Annotated in this window: 11 protein-coding genes; 5 read left to right on the plus strand and 6 right to left on the minus strand. The window is 70.5% G+C overall.

The annotated features are described in order from the left end of the window. Positions 1 to 5: 5 nt before the first annotated feature. Positions 6 to 533 carry a (2Fe-2S)-binding protein gene (locus tag AC0IZS_RS09965; RefSeq protein ID WP_471635491.1) on the plus strand — a complete coding sequence of 176 codons (528 nt, stop codon included), beginning with the start codon at positions 6 to 8 and terminating at the stop codon, positions 531 to 533. Beyond that, positions 530 to 4,267 carry a molybdopterin cofactor-binding domain-containing protein gene (locus tag AC0IZS_RS09970; protein WP_471635492.1) on the plus strand — a complete coding sequence of 1,246 codons (3,738 nt, stop codon included), beginning with the start codon at positions 530 to 532 and terminating at the stop codon, positions 4,265 to 4,267. The genes AC0IZS_RS09965 and AC0IZS_RS09970 overlap by 4 nt, the downstream gene beginning before the upstream one ends. A gap of 3 nt (positions 4,268 to 4,270) precedes the next feature. Here the strand turns inward: AC0IZS_RS09970 and AC0IZS_RS09975 are convergent, their stop codons facing one another. The 3 genes from AC0IZS_RS09975 to AC0IZS_RS09985 all read right to left on the minus strand — a co-directional run bounded on the left by AC0IZS_RS09975 (position 4,271) and on the right by AC0IZS_RS09985 (position 5,973). After that, positions 4,271 to 4,816, minus strand: coding sequence for an EVE domain-containing protein (locus AC0IZS_RS09975; RefSeq protein ID WP_471635493.1), 546 nt, complete (start codon positions 4,814 to 4,816; stop codon positions 4,271 to 4,273). Next, positions 4,773 to 5,153 (minus strand): VOC family protein, encoded by a 381-nt coding sequence (locus AC0IZS_RS09980; RefSeq protein WP_471635494.1) that lies wholly within the window; start codon positions 5,151 to 5,153, stop codon positions 4,773 to 4,775. The genes AC0IZS_RS09975 and AC0IZS_RS09980 overlap by 44 nt, the downstream gene beginning before the upstream one ends. Before the next feature lie 85 nt (positions 5,154 to 5,238). Beyond that, positions 5,239 to 5,973 (minus strand): GntR family transcriptional regulator, encoded by a 735-nt coding sequence (locus AC0IZS_RS09985; protein ID WP_471635495.1) that lies wholly within the window; start codon positions 5,971 to 5,973, stop codon positions 5,239 to 5,241. A gap of 116 nt (positions 5,974 to 6,089) precedes the next feature. On the opposite strand from AC0IZS_RS09985, the gene pcaB reads away from it, so the two are divergent. The 3 genes from pcaB to AC0IZS_RS10000 are packed head-to-tail and all read left to right on the plus strand — an operon-like array spanning position 6,090 to position 10,012. After that, positions 6,090 to 7,466: a 3-carboxy-cis,cis-muconate cycloisomerase gene (gene pcaB, locus AC0IZS_RS09990; protein ID WP_471635496.1), complete on the plus strand. Its 1,377-nt coding sequence runs from the start codon at positions 6,090 to 6,092 to the stop codon at positions 7,464 to 7,466. A gap of 59 nt (positions 7,467 to 7,525) precedes the next feature. Further along, positions 7,526 to 8,509: a Bug family tripartite tricarboxylate transporter substrate binding protein gene (locus tag AC0IZS_RS09995; protein ID WP_471635497.1), complete on the plus strand. Its 984-nt coding sequence runs from the start codon at positions 7,526 to 7,528 to the stop codon at positions 8,507 to 8,509. Between the two features lie 3 nt (positions 8,510 to 8,512). Next, positions 8,513 to 10,012, plus strand: a complete 1,500-nt coding sequence (locus AC0IZS_RS10000; RefSeq protein ID WP_471635498.1) for a fumarate hydratase — start codon at positions 8,513 to 8,515, stop codon at positions 10,010 to 10,012. Here the strand turns inward: AC0IZS_RS10000 and AC0IZS_RS10005 are convergent. The 3 genes from AC0IZS_RS10005 to AC0IZS_RS10015 all read right to left on the minus strand — a co-directional run bounded on the left by AC0IZS_RS10005 (position 10,002) and on the right by AC0IZS_RS10015 (position 14,123). Beyond that, on the minus strand, positions 10,002 to 10,430 hold the full coding sequence (locus tag AC0IZS_RS10005) for a VOC family protein (protein WP_471635499.1): 429 nt from the start codon (positions 10,428 to 10,430) through the stop codon (positions 10,002 to 10,004). The two genes, AC0IZS_RS10000 and AC0IZS_RS10005, sit on opposite strands and share 11 nt — an antisense overlap. Positions 10,431 to 10,515: 85 nt before the next feature. Then, complete coding sequence (locus AC0IZS_RS10010) at positions 10,516 to 12,273, minus strand: tannase/feruloyl esterase family alpha/beta hydrolase (RefSeq protein WP_471635500.1); 1,758 nt, start codon at positions 12,271 to 12,273, stop codon at positions 10,516 to 10,518. A 110-nt stretch (positions 12,274 to 12,383) separates the two neighbouring features. Then, the gene (locus AC0IZS_RS10015) at positions 12,384 to 14,123 is read right to left on the minus strand and encodes an acyl-CoA dehydrogenase family protein (protein WP_471635501.1); all 1,740 of its coding nucleotides are present in this window, start codon (positions 14,121 to 14,123) and stop codon (positions 12,384 to 12,386) included. Between the last annotated feature and the right edge of the window lie 84 nt (positions 14,124 to 14,207).

The raw sequence follows: 14,207 nt of genomic DNA on the forward strand, positions 1-14,207 counted from the left end.
GGATCATGCAGACCCCAGCCACCGTTCTCTCTCTTGCCGTCAACGGCCAGCCACGTGAACTGCCAGCAGGTACCCCGGGCGCGGGCGCCACGCTGCTGCATGTGCTGCGCAACGACCTCTCGCTCAATGGCCCCAAGTACGGCTGCGGCCTGGGCCAGTGCGGCGCCTGCACGGTGCTGGTGGACGGGGTGGCGGCGCGTGCCTGCGTGATCCCCGCGCACGGCGTGGCGGGCCGCGAGGTGACGACGCTGGAGGGCCTGCCCGCGCGTTGCCACGCTGGAAGTGCTGCGGCCGGGGAGGGAAGGCTGCACCCGGTGCAGCAGGCCTTCGTCGACGAGCAGGCCGCCCAGTGCGGCTACTGCCTCAATGGCATGGTGATGATGGCCGTGGCCCTGCTCGAACGCAACCCCGATCCCGACGAGGCTGCCATCCGCCGCGAGCTTTCGGGCAACCTGTGCCGCTGCGGCACGCATGTGGAGATCATCCGCGCCGTGCAGCGCGCGGCGGTGCTGGTGCGCGGGGTGGCCGCATGAGCGCGCCCCCTGTAGCGTTGCGCGCGCACAGCCCGCTCACACGTGCCGACTTCCACGCGGCCGAGGGCGTGCTGCTGGTCGTGCGCAACCCGCCGCCCGCCCCTCCGCCCGTGAAGGGCCAGCCCGCGCTGGTGGCCGGCAACCCAGCCGAGGGCGTGGAGATCCTGCTGGCCGTGTGGGACGACGGCAGCGTGACCGCGCTCAACGGGCACGTCGACCTGGGCACCGGCATCCGCACGGCGCTCGCGCAGATCGTGGCCGAAGAGCTCGACGTGCCGCTGGCCCACGTGAACATGGTGCTGGGCGATACCACGCGCGCGCCCAACCAGGGCGCGACCATTGCCAGCGCCTCGATCCAGATACACGCCAAGCCCCTGCGCACCGCCGCAGCGCAGGCGCGCCACTGGCTGGTGGCCCAGGCCGCCGAGCGCCTGGGCGTGGCGACTGATGCGCTGCAGGTGCAGGCCGGCGTGGTGCAGGTGGCGGCCGACCCGGCCCGCCAAGTGGCCTATGGCGAGCTGCTGGCCGGTGCGCACACCGCGCTGGAGCTCGCCGAGGCCACGCCCACCAAGCCAACGGCCGACTACACCGTGGTCGGCCAGTCGGTGCCGCGCGTGGACATACCCGCCAAGGTCAGCGGCGAGCTGGTCTTCGTGCACGACATGCGCGTGCCCGGCATGCTGCACGGCCGCGTGGTGCGCCCGCCCTATGCCGGGGCCGACCATGGCGACTTCATCGGCAACACGCTCGAATCGGTGAACCAGTCGTCCATCGCGCACATCCCGGGCATCCGCGCGGTGGTGGTGGTGCGCGACTTCGTGGGCATCGTCGCCGAGCGCGAGGAACAGGCCGAGGAGGCGATGCGCGCGCTGCGCGTGCACTGGAAGCCCTGGCCCGGCTTCCCGCGCCAGGACAGCCCCGAGGCCGTGGCCCAGGCCATCCGCGCCAACCCCTCCACGCAACGCCGCCTGGTGGACGAGGGCGATGTGGATGCCGCGCTGGCCGGTGCCGCGCAGTCCATGCCCCGCACCTATGTCTGGCCGTACCAGCTGCACGGCTCCATCGGCCCCTCGTGCGCGGTAGCCGAGTGGCGTCAGGACGAAGCGTCCGGCCGTGCGCGCATGGCGGTGTGGGCCGGCACGCAAAACCCCCACGTACTGCGCGCCGACCTGGCGCGCCTGATGGGCCTGGCCGACGTGGACATCGACCTGGTGCGCATGGAGGCCGCGGGCTGCTACGGCCGCAACGGCGCCGACGACGTGGCGGCCGATGCCGCGCTGCTCTCGCGCGCTGTGGGTGCGCCCGTGCGCGTGCAGCTCACGCGCGAGCAGGAGCACCTGTGGGAGCCCAAGGGCACGGCCCAGCTCATGCAGGTGCGCGGCGGGCTCAATGCCGATGGCTCGGTGGCCGCCTACGATTTCGAGACATCCTACCCCTCCAACGGCGCGCCCACGCTGGCGCTGCTGCTCACCCGCACCATCGAGCCCGTGGCCCAGGCCTACGAGATGGGCGACCGCACGGCCCGCCCGCCCTACGATTACGACAACCTGCGCGTGGCCGTGAACGACATGGCGCCCATCGTGCGTGCCTCGTGGCTGCGTGGCGTCTCGGCCCTGCCCAACTCGTTCGCGCACGAATCCTATGTGGACGAGTTGGCCACCGCGGCCGGCGTGGACCCGGTCGAGTTTCGTCTGCAGCTCTTGAGCGACCCGCGCGCGGCAGAGCTCGTGAAGGCCACGGCCGAGAAGGCCGGCTGGCTGCCCCATACCGGCCCGCGCGTGCCCGGCCCGGCCGAACTGCAAGGCGCCGATGGCGACTGGGTGCAGGGCCAGGGCTTTGCCTACGCGCGCTACATCCACAGCAAGTGGCCGGGCTTCGGCGCCGCCTGGGCGGCTTGGGTGGCCGACGTGGACGTGAACCGGAAGACCGGTGAGGTGCATGTGCGCCGCGTGGTCGTGGGGCACGATGCGGGCCTGATGGTCAACCCCGCGGGCGTGGAGCACCAGGTGCATGGCAACGTGGTGCAGACCACCAGCCGCGCGCTCAAGGAGCAGGTGCGCTTCGACCCGGTCACGCAGGCGGTGGATACGCGCGAATGGGGCAGCTACCCGATTCTGAGCTTCCGCGAGGTGCCGGTCATCGAGGTCATGCACATGCCCCGGCAGGACGAGGCGCCGCTGGGCTCGGGCGAGTCGTCCTCGGTGCCCGGCACGGCGGCCATCGCCAACGCCATCTTCGACGCCACGGGCGTGCGCTTCCGTGCGCCGCCTTTCACGCCCGAGGTGGTGCGCGCCGGGCTCAACCCGCTGGGCGCAGCCGCAGGGCAGGGCGGTGCCGCCCCTGCGGGGTCGCCGGCCGAACCGGCCGATGTGCTGCCCACGCTGGAGCTGCCCGCCCCGGTGGTGCCCGCCACGGCCACCTGGCCACGCCCGCGCAGCCCCTGGGCGCGGGCTCTGGCCCTGGCCGCGGGCGGCCTGGCGATGGGTGCTGCGTTGCTGGGCTGGCGCCCGGCCATCGCACCGGTCGCACAGACTGCAGGTGCTTCGGTCTACAACGCCGCCACCATAGAACGTGGGCGCCTGGTGGCGGCTGCCGGCGACTGCGTGGTCTGCCACACGGCCCCGGGCGGCGTGCCGAATGCCGGCGGGCGGGCCATGGACACGCCCTTCGGCACCATCACCACCACCAACCTCACGCCCGATGCCGAGACCGGTATCGGCCTGTGGTCCTTCAGCGCCTTCCAGCGCGCCATGCGTGAGGGCATCTCGCGCGACGGCAAGCACCTGTACCCGGCCTTTCCCTACACGTCCTTCGCGAAGATGGACGACGACGACCTGACCGCGCTGTACGCCTGGCTCATGGCCCAGCCCCCGGTGCGCTCCGAGGTCCCGCCCACGCAGCTGGCATTCCCGTTCAGCGTGCGCCCGCTCATGGCGGGCTGGAACGCGCTGTTCCACGACGCCACGCCCTGGAAGCCCGACCCCACTCGCCCGCCCGAATGGAACCGCGGCGCCTACCTGGTGCAGGGCGCCGGCCACTGCGGCGCCTGCCACACGCCGCGCAATGCGCTGGGGGCGGAGATGGGTGGTGCGGCCTTCCTCTCGGGTGCGCTGGTCGATGGCTGGGAAGCGCCCGCGCTCACCGGCCTGTCGAAGGCGCCCGTGCCGTGGAGCGCCGACGCGCTGTACAGCTACCTGCGCAAGGGCCACAGCCCGGAGCACGGCAGCGCCTCTGGCCCCATGGCGCCCGTGGTGCAGGAACTGGCGCAGCTGCCCGACGAGGACATCCGCGCCATGGCCACCTACCTGGCCTCGTTCAGCGCGGCCCCGGAGCCAGTCGCTGAAGCATTGACGAAGGCGCAGACCGCAGTGGCCAGGGCCGCTGCACTGGCGCCCCAGCCCGGCCAGGCACAGCGCCTGTTCGACGGGGCCTGCGCTGCCTGCCACCATGACGGCAACGGCCCCAAGCTTCTGGGCGTGAACGTGACGCTGGCGCTCAACAGCAACCTGCACAGCGACCGGCCAGACAACCTGCTGCAGGTCATCGTGCACGGCATCCGCGAGCCGGCTTCGCGCGAACTGGGCTTCATGCCCGGCTTTGGTGATGCGCTCAGCGATGCGCAGATCGCAGAGCTCGCGGGCTATATGCGCCAGCGCTATGCGCCAGGGCGCCCCGCATGGAACGATGTGCCGGCCGCGCTGGCACGTGTGCGCGCCGGTCCGGCCCATCCATAGCGTTCAGAAATGCAATGAATCCGCGTCGGCACCCATGGCATCGGCAATCAGCCGCATGTCATGGGCGCTGATGGTGAAGAGCCCGAAACGGAACGCATAGCCCCAGCGCGCGCGGTCCTGCACGAAGTCGAAGTGGTCCAGCAGCGCTGCGATCGGCGCTTCGCGGGCGGGCACATAGTCCACGCCCTTGCGAAACGGCACGAAGCCGCCGCCCATGGCGAAGGCATAGGGCTCGCCGGGCTTCACCAGCCCCAGCGAAACGAAGGTCTGCAGCTTGTCGCTGCCGCCCCTGGTGACCGTGGGCGCGTAGTACGCCACGCGGTCGCCGGGCTTGACGCGCCGCAGTGGCGCGACCTTGCCATGGCAGACCTGCATGTAGCCCGCACCCGGCTCGGCGAAGCCACGCCGCGCATGGCTTGCGCTGGCCACCGCAATCCAGTTGCCTCGGGGGGCGGTGGTGGCCGTCGGTGGGGCCGCTTCGGTCCACAGGTGCGACTGCACCGGCTCAGGCCAGTGCGTGGAGGCCGACACGGTTGCCATCCAGGTCATGGATGTGCGCGAAGAAACCCAGGCCCGGCGGCAGCGCCTGGCGCGGCAGGGCCACCTGGCCGCCCTGGTCCAGCACGCGGGCGAGCGCTGCGTCGAGTGAAGGCGAGGCGTCCAGGTAGACAAGGGTGCCCGCGCCAGGCGCGGGCAGTGGCGCCGTCGGTCCCATCAGCAGTGCGCCACCCGTGCCATCGGCCTCGGGGTCGTAGGCGAACACGGCGCCTTCGCTCGGGCCCATGGCCTCGCGGCGCATGGTCTGGCCCAGCACGGCTTCGTAGAAGGCCTGGGCGCGGTCCAGCTGGGTGGTGGGGATCTCGAACCAGGTGATGGCGTTTTTCATGGAAGGGCTCCTTGCGTTGAATGGAGCCCGCATGGTGCCGACCGTCTGCTGACACCGCTTTGTCAGCAGGTTTGCAGCAGTGCCGTCATTCCTTCGTGCGGGTCATTTCCATCGAGAACTTGAACCGGTCCGCCGGGTGCAGCGAGACCGAGATCTCGAACACCTGGTCGGCCGGGTCGATGTAGTGGCGCGTGATCTTCAGCGCCGGCGCGCCGGCCTCGGCACGCAGGGCCTCGGCATGCTCGCGTGGCACCAGCACGGCCTCGATGTCCTGGCGGATGCGCGCGATGCGCCGGCCATAGCGCTCCTCGATGATGGAGCTGGCCAGCGTCTCGGGCGCGTCGCGCACGATGGGGCCGATGTCGGCATAGGCCGGGTCGATGTACAGGTCCAGCCAGCAGATCGGGCGTGCCCGGGTGCTGCCGCCTTCCATGCGCAGGCAGGCGATGTGCAGCCAGCGCGTGCCGCCGGGGCAGGCCAGGTGCTTGGCGAGCGCCAGGTCCGCCACAACGTCGTTGATCGACTGCACCGTGCGCACATGCTCGGCACCAAAGCGCGCCAGTTCTTCCACCGTGGCGATGGACTGCGTGAAGCCGGCGCGCGGCCGCACGGCCTCCACGCGTGTGCCCACGTTCTTGCGCCGCGAGATCAGGCCCAGCTCCTGCAGTTCGTCCAGCGCCTTGCGCACGGCATAGCGGCTCAGGCCGTACTGGTCGCACAGCTCGAACTCGGTGGGCAGCAGCGTGCCCACGGCGAAGCGCCCCGAAGCGATGCCTTCGGACAGGTCGCGGGCGAGGTCAGTGTTTTTGGCGGCGGTCATGCGGGCAGGCTCCTGCTCAGGGAAAACCCCAGATCTAGTTTTGTTCGAACATATTTACAGTTCATTTGTTCGAACATTTATATATGTTCGTATTTTATCAACATATTCGGCCTGCCATGTCCTCTTCCCTGTTTACCCCCGCCAGCACGGTGCTTGATTCGGTGCTGTTCCGCGACGCCTTCGGCACGCCGCGCATGCGCGAGGTGTTCTCCGACCACACCCTGGTCGCCCGCTACATCGAGGTGGAGGTGGCGCTGGCGCGGGCCGAGGCGCGCTGCGGCGTGATCCCGGCCGAGGCGGCCGAGGCCATCGCGCGCGAATCGCGCCTGGACCGCGTGGACTTCGACCACATGCGCCACGAGACCGACATCGTCGGCTACCCCATCCTGCCGCTGGTACACCAGCTCGTGCAGATGTGCGGCGAGGCCGGGCGCTACGTGCACTGGGGTGCCACCACCCAGGACATCATGGACACGGCCAACGTGCTGCAGTTGCGCGACGGCATGGCGCTGGTGGAGGCCGACATCCGCGAACTGCGCGGCATCCTGGCCGCGCTGGCGGCCAAGCACCGCGACACGCCCATGGCCGGCCGTACCCACCTGCAGCAGGCGCTGCCCGTGACCTTCGGCTACAAGGTGGCGATCTGGCTGGCCATGTTCGACCGGCACCAGGAGCGCCTGGCCGAGCTGCGCAAGCGCGTGCTGGTGGTGCAGTTCGCCGGGGCTGCCGGCACGCTGGCCTCGCTGGGCGACAAGGGCTTCGAAGTGCAGGCCGCGCTGGCTGAAGAACTGGGCCTGGCCGTGCCCGCGACCACCTGGCACGTGGCGCGCGACGGCTTCGCCGAGGCCGTCAATCTGCTGGCCCTGGTCACCGGCTCGCTGGGCAAGATCGCGCTGGACATCATGATCATGGCCTCCACCGAGTTCGGCGAGGTCTACGAGCCCTTCGTGAAGGGCCGGGGCGCCAGCAGCACCATGCCGCAAAAGCGCAACCCGATCTCCAGCGAGCTGATGCTGGCGGCCTCGAAAGCCGTGCGCCAGCACGCGGGGCTGATGGTCGATGCCATGGTGCAGGACTTCGAGCGCGCCACCGGCCCCTGGCACGCCGAGTGGCTGGCGCTGCCCGAGAGCTTCATCCTCACCGCCGGCGCGCTGCACCAGGCGAAGTTCGCGCTCGGCGGCCTGACCGTGGACGAAGCGCGCATGCGCAACAACCTGGGCATCAGCCGGGGCCTGATCGTGGCCGAGGCCGTGATGATGGGCCTGGCCCCGGCCATGGGCCGCCAGCAGGCGCACGACGTGGTCTACGGCGCCTGCCGCACCGTCAACGAACACGGCGGCACGCTGGCCGAGGCCCTGGCTGCGCTGCCCGAGGTCATGCGCCACGTTGACCGCGCCACCATCGACCGCCTTACCGACCCCGCCAACTACCTGGGCCTGGCACCCGCCATGGTGGACCGCGCCCTGGCCGCCTCGGCCGCGCTCGGCCACTGAAGCACCGCATCCGCTTGCGCTTTCCGTTCCTTCCCACAACCATTGCAGGAGACAAGTCCATGAACACCGCCCAAGTCCTCGGTGCCGCCGCCGCATTGCTGTGCGCCGCCACCTTCGCCCACGCCCAGCAGGCCTGGCCCGCCAAGCCGCTCACCTGGGTCGTGCCGTTCGCGGCGGGCGGGCCCACCGACGCCATGGCGCGCGACATCGCCGACAAGGTGGGGCGCCAGATCGGCCAGTCCATCGTGATCGAGAACGCGGCCGGTGCGGGCGGCACCATCGGCACGGCCAAGGCTGCCAAGTCGGCACCCGACGGCTACACCTTCCTGGTCGGCCACATGGGCTACATGGGCGCGGCGCCTTCGCTGTACAAAAAGCTGGCCTACGACCCGGTGAAGGACTTCGACGCGGTGTTCCGCTTTCCCGACACGCCGCTGGTGCTGCTGGTGCCCAAGAGCTCGCCCTACAAGACAGCCGGCGAGCTGATCGTGGCGGCCAAGGCCAACCCGCGCAAGATCAACTTCGGCAATGCGGGCGTGGGTTCCACCTCGCACCTGATCGCCGCGTTGTTCGAATCGCGCGCCGGAATCGAGGTCACGTCCATCTCGTACAAGGGCGCGGCCCCGGCCATGAACGACCTGGTGGGCGGGCAGGTGGAGGCCATGTTCGACCAGAGCAACACGGCGCTGCCCCAGGTCACGGGTGGTCGGCTCAATGCGATTGCGCTGACCTCGCTCACGCCCATGCCGCAGCAGTACCCGAACGTGCCGCCGTTGGCAGAGAAGACCCTGCCCGGCTTCGAGGCCGCCACCTGGTATGGCCTGTATGCGCCCAAGGGGGTGCCCAAGGACGTGGTGCAAAAGCTCCACCACGCCTACCTCAAGGCGCTGGCCGACAAGCAGTGGACGGCGCGCATGGTGGCGCAGGGCATCCACCTGCTGCCCGAGGCCCAGTACGCGCCCGATGCGTTCGCGAAGCACACGGCGGCTGAAGTGGACAAGTGGCGCAAGGTGGCGACCGACGCCAAGATCCAGATCGACTGAGCCATGACCCGCATTGCGCAGGAAGACCTGGCCACCAGCATCGCCCAGGCGCTGCAGTTCATCAGCCACCGGCATCCACCCGACTTCGTGCGCGCGCTGCGGCGCGCCCATGCGGCCGAAACCCATGCGCCGGCGCGCGCGGCCATGGGCCAGTTGCTGGTCAACAGCCGCATGGCGGCCCTGGGCCGGCGTCCGCTGTGCCAGGACACGGGCGTGGCCCAGGTGTTCCTGCGCCTGGGTGCCGGCGTGGCTTTCATCCGGCACGACGGCGCGCCGTTGCGCAGCCTGCAGGCCGTGGTCGACGAAGCGGTGCGCACCGCCTATGGCGACCCCACCAACCCGTTGCGCGCCACCATGGTGGCCGACCCGCTGGGCGCGCGCACCAACACGCGCGACAACACGCCCTCCATCGTGCACTGCGAACTGGTGGAAGGCGATGCGCTGGAGCTGCTGGTGGTGGCCAAGGGCGGCGGCGGTGACGTGAAGGCGCGCTTTGCCACGCTCAACCCCAGCGACAGCGTGGCCGACTGGGTGCTGGCGCAGCTGCCCGGCATGGGAGCGGGCTGGTGCCCGCCCGGCGTGCTGGGCATCGGCATCGGCGGCAGCCCCGAGCAGGCCATGCTGTTGGCCAAGCTGTCGCTGTTCGATGCCATCGACATCGACGCACTGCGTGCGCGCGGCGCGACCACACCCGAGGAGGCGCTGCGGCTGGACCTGCACGCGCGCAGCAATGCCCTGGGCATCGGCGCGCAGGGGCTCGGCGGCCTGTCGGCTGTGCTCGACGTGAAGGTACGCAGCGCGCCCTGCCATGCGGCCACGATTCCCGTGGCGCTGATCCCCAATTGCGCCGCCACGCGCTACCTGCGCCTCATGCTCGACGGCACAGGGCCGGCCCCCCTGCCGGAGCTGTCGCTCGACGCCTGGGAGGGCATTCCCGACCACTTCACGGTGGACGATGCGGTGCGCGTGGACCTGGACACGCTGGACCGTGCCGAGGTCGGCCAATGGAAGGTCGGCCAGACCCTGCTGCTCACGGGCACCCTGCTGACCGCGCGCGACGCGGCGCACAAACGCCTGGTGGACCTGCTGGAGCGCGGCGAGCCGCTGCCCGTGGACCTGCACGGCCGCACCATCTACTACGTGGGCCCGGTGGAGGCCGTGGCGGGCGAAGCCGTGGGCCCGGCCGGCCCGACCACCGCCACGCGCATGGACCGCTTCGTGGAGCCGCTGCTCGCGCAGACCGGGCTGCTGGCCATGATCGGCAAGGCCGAGCGCGGGCCCGAGGCCATCGCCTCCATCCGCCGCCATGGCGCTGCCTACCTTGCGGCGACCGGCGGCGCGGCCTACCTGCTCTCGCGCTCGATCCGCAAGGCACGGGTGCTGGCCTTTGCCGACCTGGGCATGGAGGCCATCCACGAGTTCGAGGTGGTGGACTTTCCGGTCACGGTGGCCGTGGACTCGCACGGGCACACGATCCACCGTTTCTTGGAAGCTAGAGCGTGATCTTGACCGAGGTCGCGCTGCGCTGGGCCTTGCCGTGGAACACGGCCTCGATGTTGTTGCCATCGGGGTCGAGCACGAACGCCGCGTAGTAGCCCGGGTGGTAGGGCCGCTCCCCCGGGGCGCCATTGTCCTTGCCGCCATGGGCCAGGGCCGCCTTGTAGAAGGCCTGCACCATGGCCTCGTCCCGGGCCTGGAAGGCCAGGTGGTGCCGGCCCGTGAGGTGGCCCTGTGCCGCGGCACTTTTGGACGTGGAGACGAATAGCTCGTCGGCCCAGAAGTAGTCCTCGGCGGTGCCGCCCAGTGGCACCTGAAGGACTTCGAAGATGGCCGTGTAGAAGGCCTGGCTGGCGGCCAGATCGCGCACCACCAGCTGGATATGGTCGATCAGACGCCCCCTGTGCAGTTCCTGTGCTTCCATGGCGCAGTCCTTGAAGTGACAACACTGGCACAGTGTGCCAGCGCCAGGGGGCGGGCACCATTGCTCTCACCCCCTGTTACAGCTGCTACCGGCAACTGAAGCTGCTGGCGCTCTCCACATCACCCGTGCCGTTGTAGCGGGCCACCTTGGGGTAGACGCACAGCGGGCGCGTGCGGTTGGCCGACCAGCTGGCGGGCAGCTCGGTATTGACCACATTGGCACCGGCGCCGCGGGCCTGGGCCAGCACGGTATCGGGCGCCTTGCCCTGCTCCACCCACTGCACTAGCGGCGCCAGCATGTCGAACTGGTCGGTGGCGGGGCCGCCCGAGCAGTGGTTCATGCCGGGCACCATGTACAGGCGCGCAAAGCTGGCGGCATCGCCCTTGTGGTTGGCCTGCAGCCGGTCCATCCAGTTGGCGGTGTCCACGGGCGAGAACACGCCGTCGGCCACACCGTGGTAGACCATCATCTTGGCACCGCGTTCCTTCAAGGCGCCCAGATCGGCTTCGTTGGGTGGCGTCATGAAGGACCAGGGCGACTCGGGGTAGAGCGCGCTGGTGGCGAACATCTTCGGGTAGTCGGTCTCCATGCTGAAGTTCAGCGCGTACTGCAGACCCGTGGTGGCGCCGAAGGCCGCCACGGAGGAGGGCGGCGAAGTGAAGATGAAGGCCACGGCGCCGGCATCGCGCGTGGCGGGCGAGCCCAGGTGCCACTGTGCGAAGTTGACGCCGCCCACGCCCGGATCGAACCAGGTGCCGGTGTACAGCGCCTCGCCCTTGCTGTTCTTCGGGCCCGCGAAGATGTCGGCCAGCACGTTCTTCTGCGCTGGCGTCAGGCAGGTCCCGTCCCGCGCGGCACCGGCGCTGCAACTGGGCACGTCGGTCTGCAGGTTGAAGGCCGCCTGGCAGGCCGCCACGTCGTTGACCTGGCCGTCGGTCACGCCGTCCAGCGCATCGCACTTGGCGAGGATGCGGCTGCCCAGCAGCCTGTACTCGGCGGCGGTCACGGACGTGTTCAGGTCGGGCTGGCCGCTGGCATCCGGGGTGGAGACCTTGGCGTACTGCTGGGCCTTCCACAGCTGCGCGGTAGCTGCCTTGGGCAGGTGAAAGCCCGGGTTTCCGGCCAGGATGCCGTCGTACTGGTCCGCATAGCGCGAGGCGGCCACCATGGCGTGGCGCCCGCCGTTGGAGCAGCCCGCAAAGTACGAGCGGTCGGGCGCCTTGCCGTAGGCGCTCTTGATGAGGTCCTTGGCCATGGGCGTGAGGCTGCCCACGGCCGTGTAGCCATAGTCCAGCCGGGCCTGCGGGTCCACGCCGAAGAAGGGCGTGGGAGCGCTGTGCCCCGCGTCCGAGCTGAGCACCGCGAAGCCCTGGCTCAGCGCCGGCGCGACGGGTGCCGCGCCGCTGGTCGCGCCCAGGGCCGTGACCACGCTGCCATCGAGTCCACCGTTGGCCTGGTAGAGGAAGCGGCCGTTCCAGGCCACGGGCATGCGCATCTCGAAGCCGATGGCGTAGCTCGCGCCATCGACCGTGCTGGTGCGCTGGTTCATCGCCCCTTTGACCAGGCAGTGCGCCGGGATGGGGGTGTTCACGCCGGTGGCCTTGAGCTCGCCCTCGGCCACGGGCACGGCGGAGGCGATGCGCGTATTGGGCAGGGCCAGCGTGGTGGCCAGGTTGGCGCAGGACTGCAGCGTGCCTGGCGAGGCCGCCGAGAGCTGCCGCAGCCCCCCGTCGGATCCGCCGCAGCCGGCCAGCAGCAGCGATACCGCGGCGGGCAGGGCGGCCAGTGCCAGGGGGCGGCCCAGGCCACGGTGCGTTCTCCAGATACCCTCGTTCGTCTTCATGGTGTTGTCTCCTCGTGTGTTGTCTCAAGGCGCAGGCAGGCAGACCCGCAGCGCGGCCTCGAAGCGCTGTGGGATGGGGAAAGCAAAGAGAGAAAAAAAGGCGTGGACCGTCAGGCGGCAGCCATGGCGGGCGCGGTACGTCGGTGAACGTCGGCTGCAGCGGTGGACAGGCGCTGGCGAATGATGGCCAGGCGCATGTCGAATTCGGGCAGCACCCAGGTCTTGCATGCCTGCGCCGGTTCGGTCCAGCGCGGCACGTGGCTGGCGGGTGCCGCTGCGACACGCGCCCAGGCCCACTCCAGCAGCACCAGGGCCACGGCCCGCAGGTAGTCGTCGGCCACCCAGTAAGGTAGCTCGGGGTGGGTGGCGGCTGCGGCGGCCAGCGCGCGCGTGGTGTCGGCCAGGGCATTGCGCCGGGTGTTGGCGGCTTCGTCGGGGGGCAGGCCGGCACGCAGGGATGCGAGCAGTGCACACAGGCCCTGGCCGCCATCGGCCAGCACCTTGCGCACCAGCAGGTCGATGGCCTGGATTTCGTTCGTGCCCTCGTAGATCATGGCCACGCGCGCATCGCGCACGATCTGCTCGATGCCCCATTCGCGCACGTAGCCGTGGCCGCCGAAGACCTGCAGGCAGGCGCTGGCGCCATGGAAGGCCTGGTCGGTCAGCGCGGCCTTGAGCACGGGCGTGACCAGCGCGCACCAGCGCTGGGCCACGGCGCGCTCGGTCGCGTCGGGGTGGTGGCGCGCCACGTCGAGCTGCAGGGCCGTGTGGTAGGCCAGCACGCGCCCGCCGTCGATCCAGGCGCGCTGCGTCTGCAGGATGCGGCGCATGGCCGGGTGTTCGGCAATCGGATCGGGGCCCGCGGGTGCGCTGCTGCCAACGGCCTTGGGCGCACGCATCTGCCGGCGCTCGTGGGCATAGGCGCTGGCCTTCTGCCAGGCCGCTTCGAGCAGGCCCAGGCCCTGCAGTCCCACGTGCAGGCGCGCGGCGTTCATCATCACGAACATGGCGGCCAGGCCCTTGTGGGGCTCGCCCACCAGCCAGCCCGTGGCATCGTCGAAGCGCATCACGCAGGTGGGGCTGCCGTGCAGGCCCATCTTCTCCTCGATGCGTTCGCACACCACGGCATTGCGCTCGCCGCCCGGCAGCCGCTTGGGCACGAGGAACAGCGACAGCCCCTTGGGGCCGGCCAGTGCACCGGGCAGGCGCGCCAGCACCAGGTGCACGATGTTGTCGGTCAGGTCGTGCTCGCCGCCGGAGATGAAGATCTTGCTGCCGTTCACGCGCACGCTGCCGTCGGCCTGCGGTACGCCGCGCGTGCGCACCAGGCCCAGGTCGCTGCCCGCATGGGCCTCGGTCAGGCACATGGTGGCCAGCCATTCGCCACTGGCGATCTTCGGCAGGTACTGCGCCTTCAAGGCCTCGCTGCCATGGTGGCGCAGGCACTCGTAGGCGCCGTGCAGCAGGCCAGGCGCCATGGTCCAGCCATGGTTGGCACCGGCCAGCCATTCGAACAGCACGCATTCGAGCACCGCGGGCAGGCCCTGGCCACCGTCTTCGGGCGCGCAGGCCAGCGAGGGCCAGCCGGCCTGCCAGAAGGCCTGGTAGGCCGCGCGAAAACCGGCGGGCGTGGTGACGCTGCCGGCCTCGAAGTGGCAGCCCTCTGCGTCGCCGGTGCGCTGCAGCGGGGCGATGGCGCTGTCGACGAACTTGGCGGCCTCCTCCAGCACCTGCGCCGCCAGCCCGCCATCGGTGTCGGCAAACGGCGCCAGCGCCTGCCACTGCGAAGGCGCATGGAGCACTTCGGTCAGCAGGTGCTGGATATCGGCCAGGGTCTGGTGTGCTTGCATGCTGATCGTGCGTCCTTGTCCGTCGTTAACCCATGGCCTTCGCAACTGGCGCGGCCAAAGGCCAGCGCCACCGTGGAACCGGCT

Source organism: Acidovorax sp. AC410 (genome assembly GCF_979253235.1).

What these genes read in the sequence shown, in the direction of transcription:
- AC0IZS_RS09965 (WP_471635491.1), top strand. Translation starts at nt 6, where the DNA reads ATGCAGACCCCAGCCACCGTTCTCTCTCTTGCCGTCAACGGCCAGCCA.
- AC0IZS_RS09970 (WP_471635492.1), top strand. Translation starts at nt 530, where the DNA reads ATGAGCGCGCCCCCTGTAGCGTTGCGCGCGCACAGCCCGCTCACACGT.
- AC0IZS_RS09975 (WP_471635493.1), bottom strand. Translation starts at nt 4,816, where the DNA reads ATGACCTGGATGGCAACCGTGTCGGCCTCCACGCACTGGCCTGAGCCG.
- AC0IZS_RS09980 (WP_471635494.1), bottom strand. Translation starts at nt 5,153, where the DNA reads ATGAAAAACGCCATCACCTGGTTCGAGATCCCCACCACCCAGCTGGAC.
- AC0IZS_RS09985 (WP_471635495.1), bottom strand. Translation starts at nt 5,973, where the DNA reads ATGACCGCCGCCAAAAACACTGACCTCGCCCGCGACCTGTCCGAAGGC.
- pcaB (WP_471635496.1), top strand. Translation starts at nt 6,090, where the DNA reads ATGTCCTCTTCCCTGTTTACCCCCGCCAGCACGGTGCTTGATTCGGTG.
- AC0IZS_RS09995 (WP_471635497.1), top strand. Translation starts at nt 7,526, where the DNA reads ATGAACACCGCCCAAGTCCTCGGTGCCGCCGCCGCATTGCTGTGCGCC.
- AC0IZS_RS10000 (WP_471635498.1), top strand. Translation starts at nt 8,513, where the DNA reads ATGACCCGCATTGCGCAGGAAGACCTGGCCACCAGCATCGCCCAGGCG.
- AC0IZS_RS10005 (WP_471635499.1), bottom strand. Translation starts at nt 10,430, where the DNA reads ATGGAAGCACAGGAACTGCACAGGGGGCGTCTGATCGACCATATCCAG.
- AC0IZS_RS10010 (WP_471635500.1), bottom strand. Translation starts at nt 12,273, where the DNA reads ATGAAGACGAACGAGGGTATCTGGAGAACGCACCGTGGCCTGGGCCGC.
- AC0IZS_RS10015 (WP_471635501.1), bottom strand. Translation starts at nt 14,123, where the DNA reads ATGCAAGCACACCAGACCCTGGCCGATATCCAGCACCTGCTGACCGAA.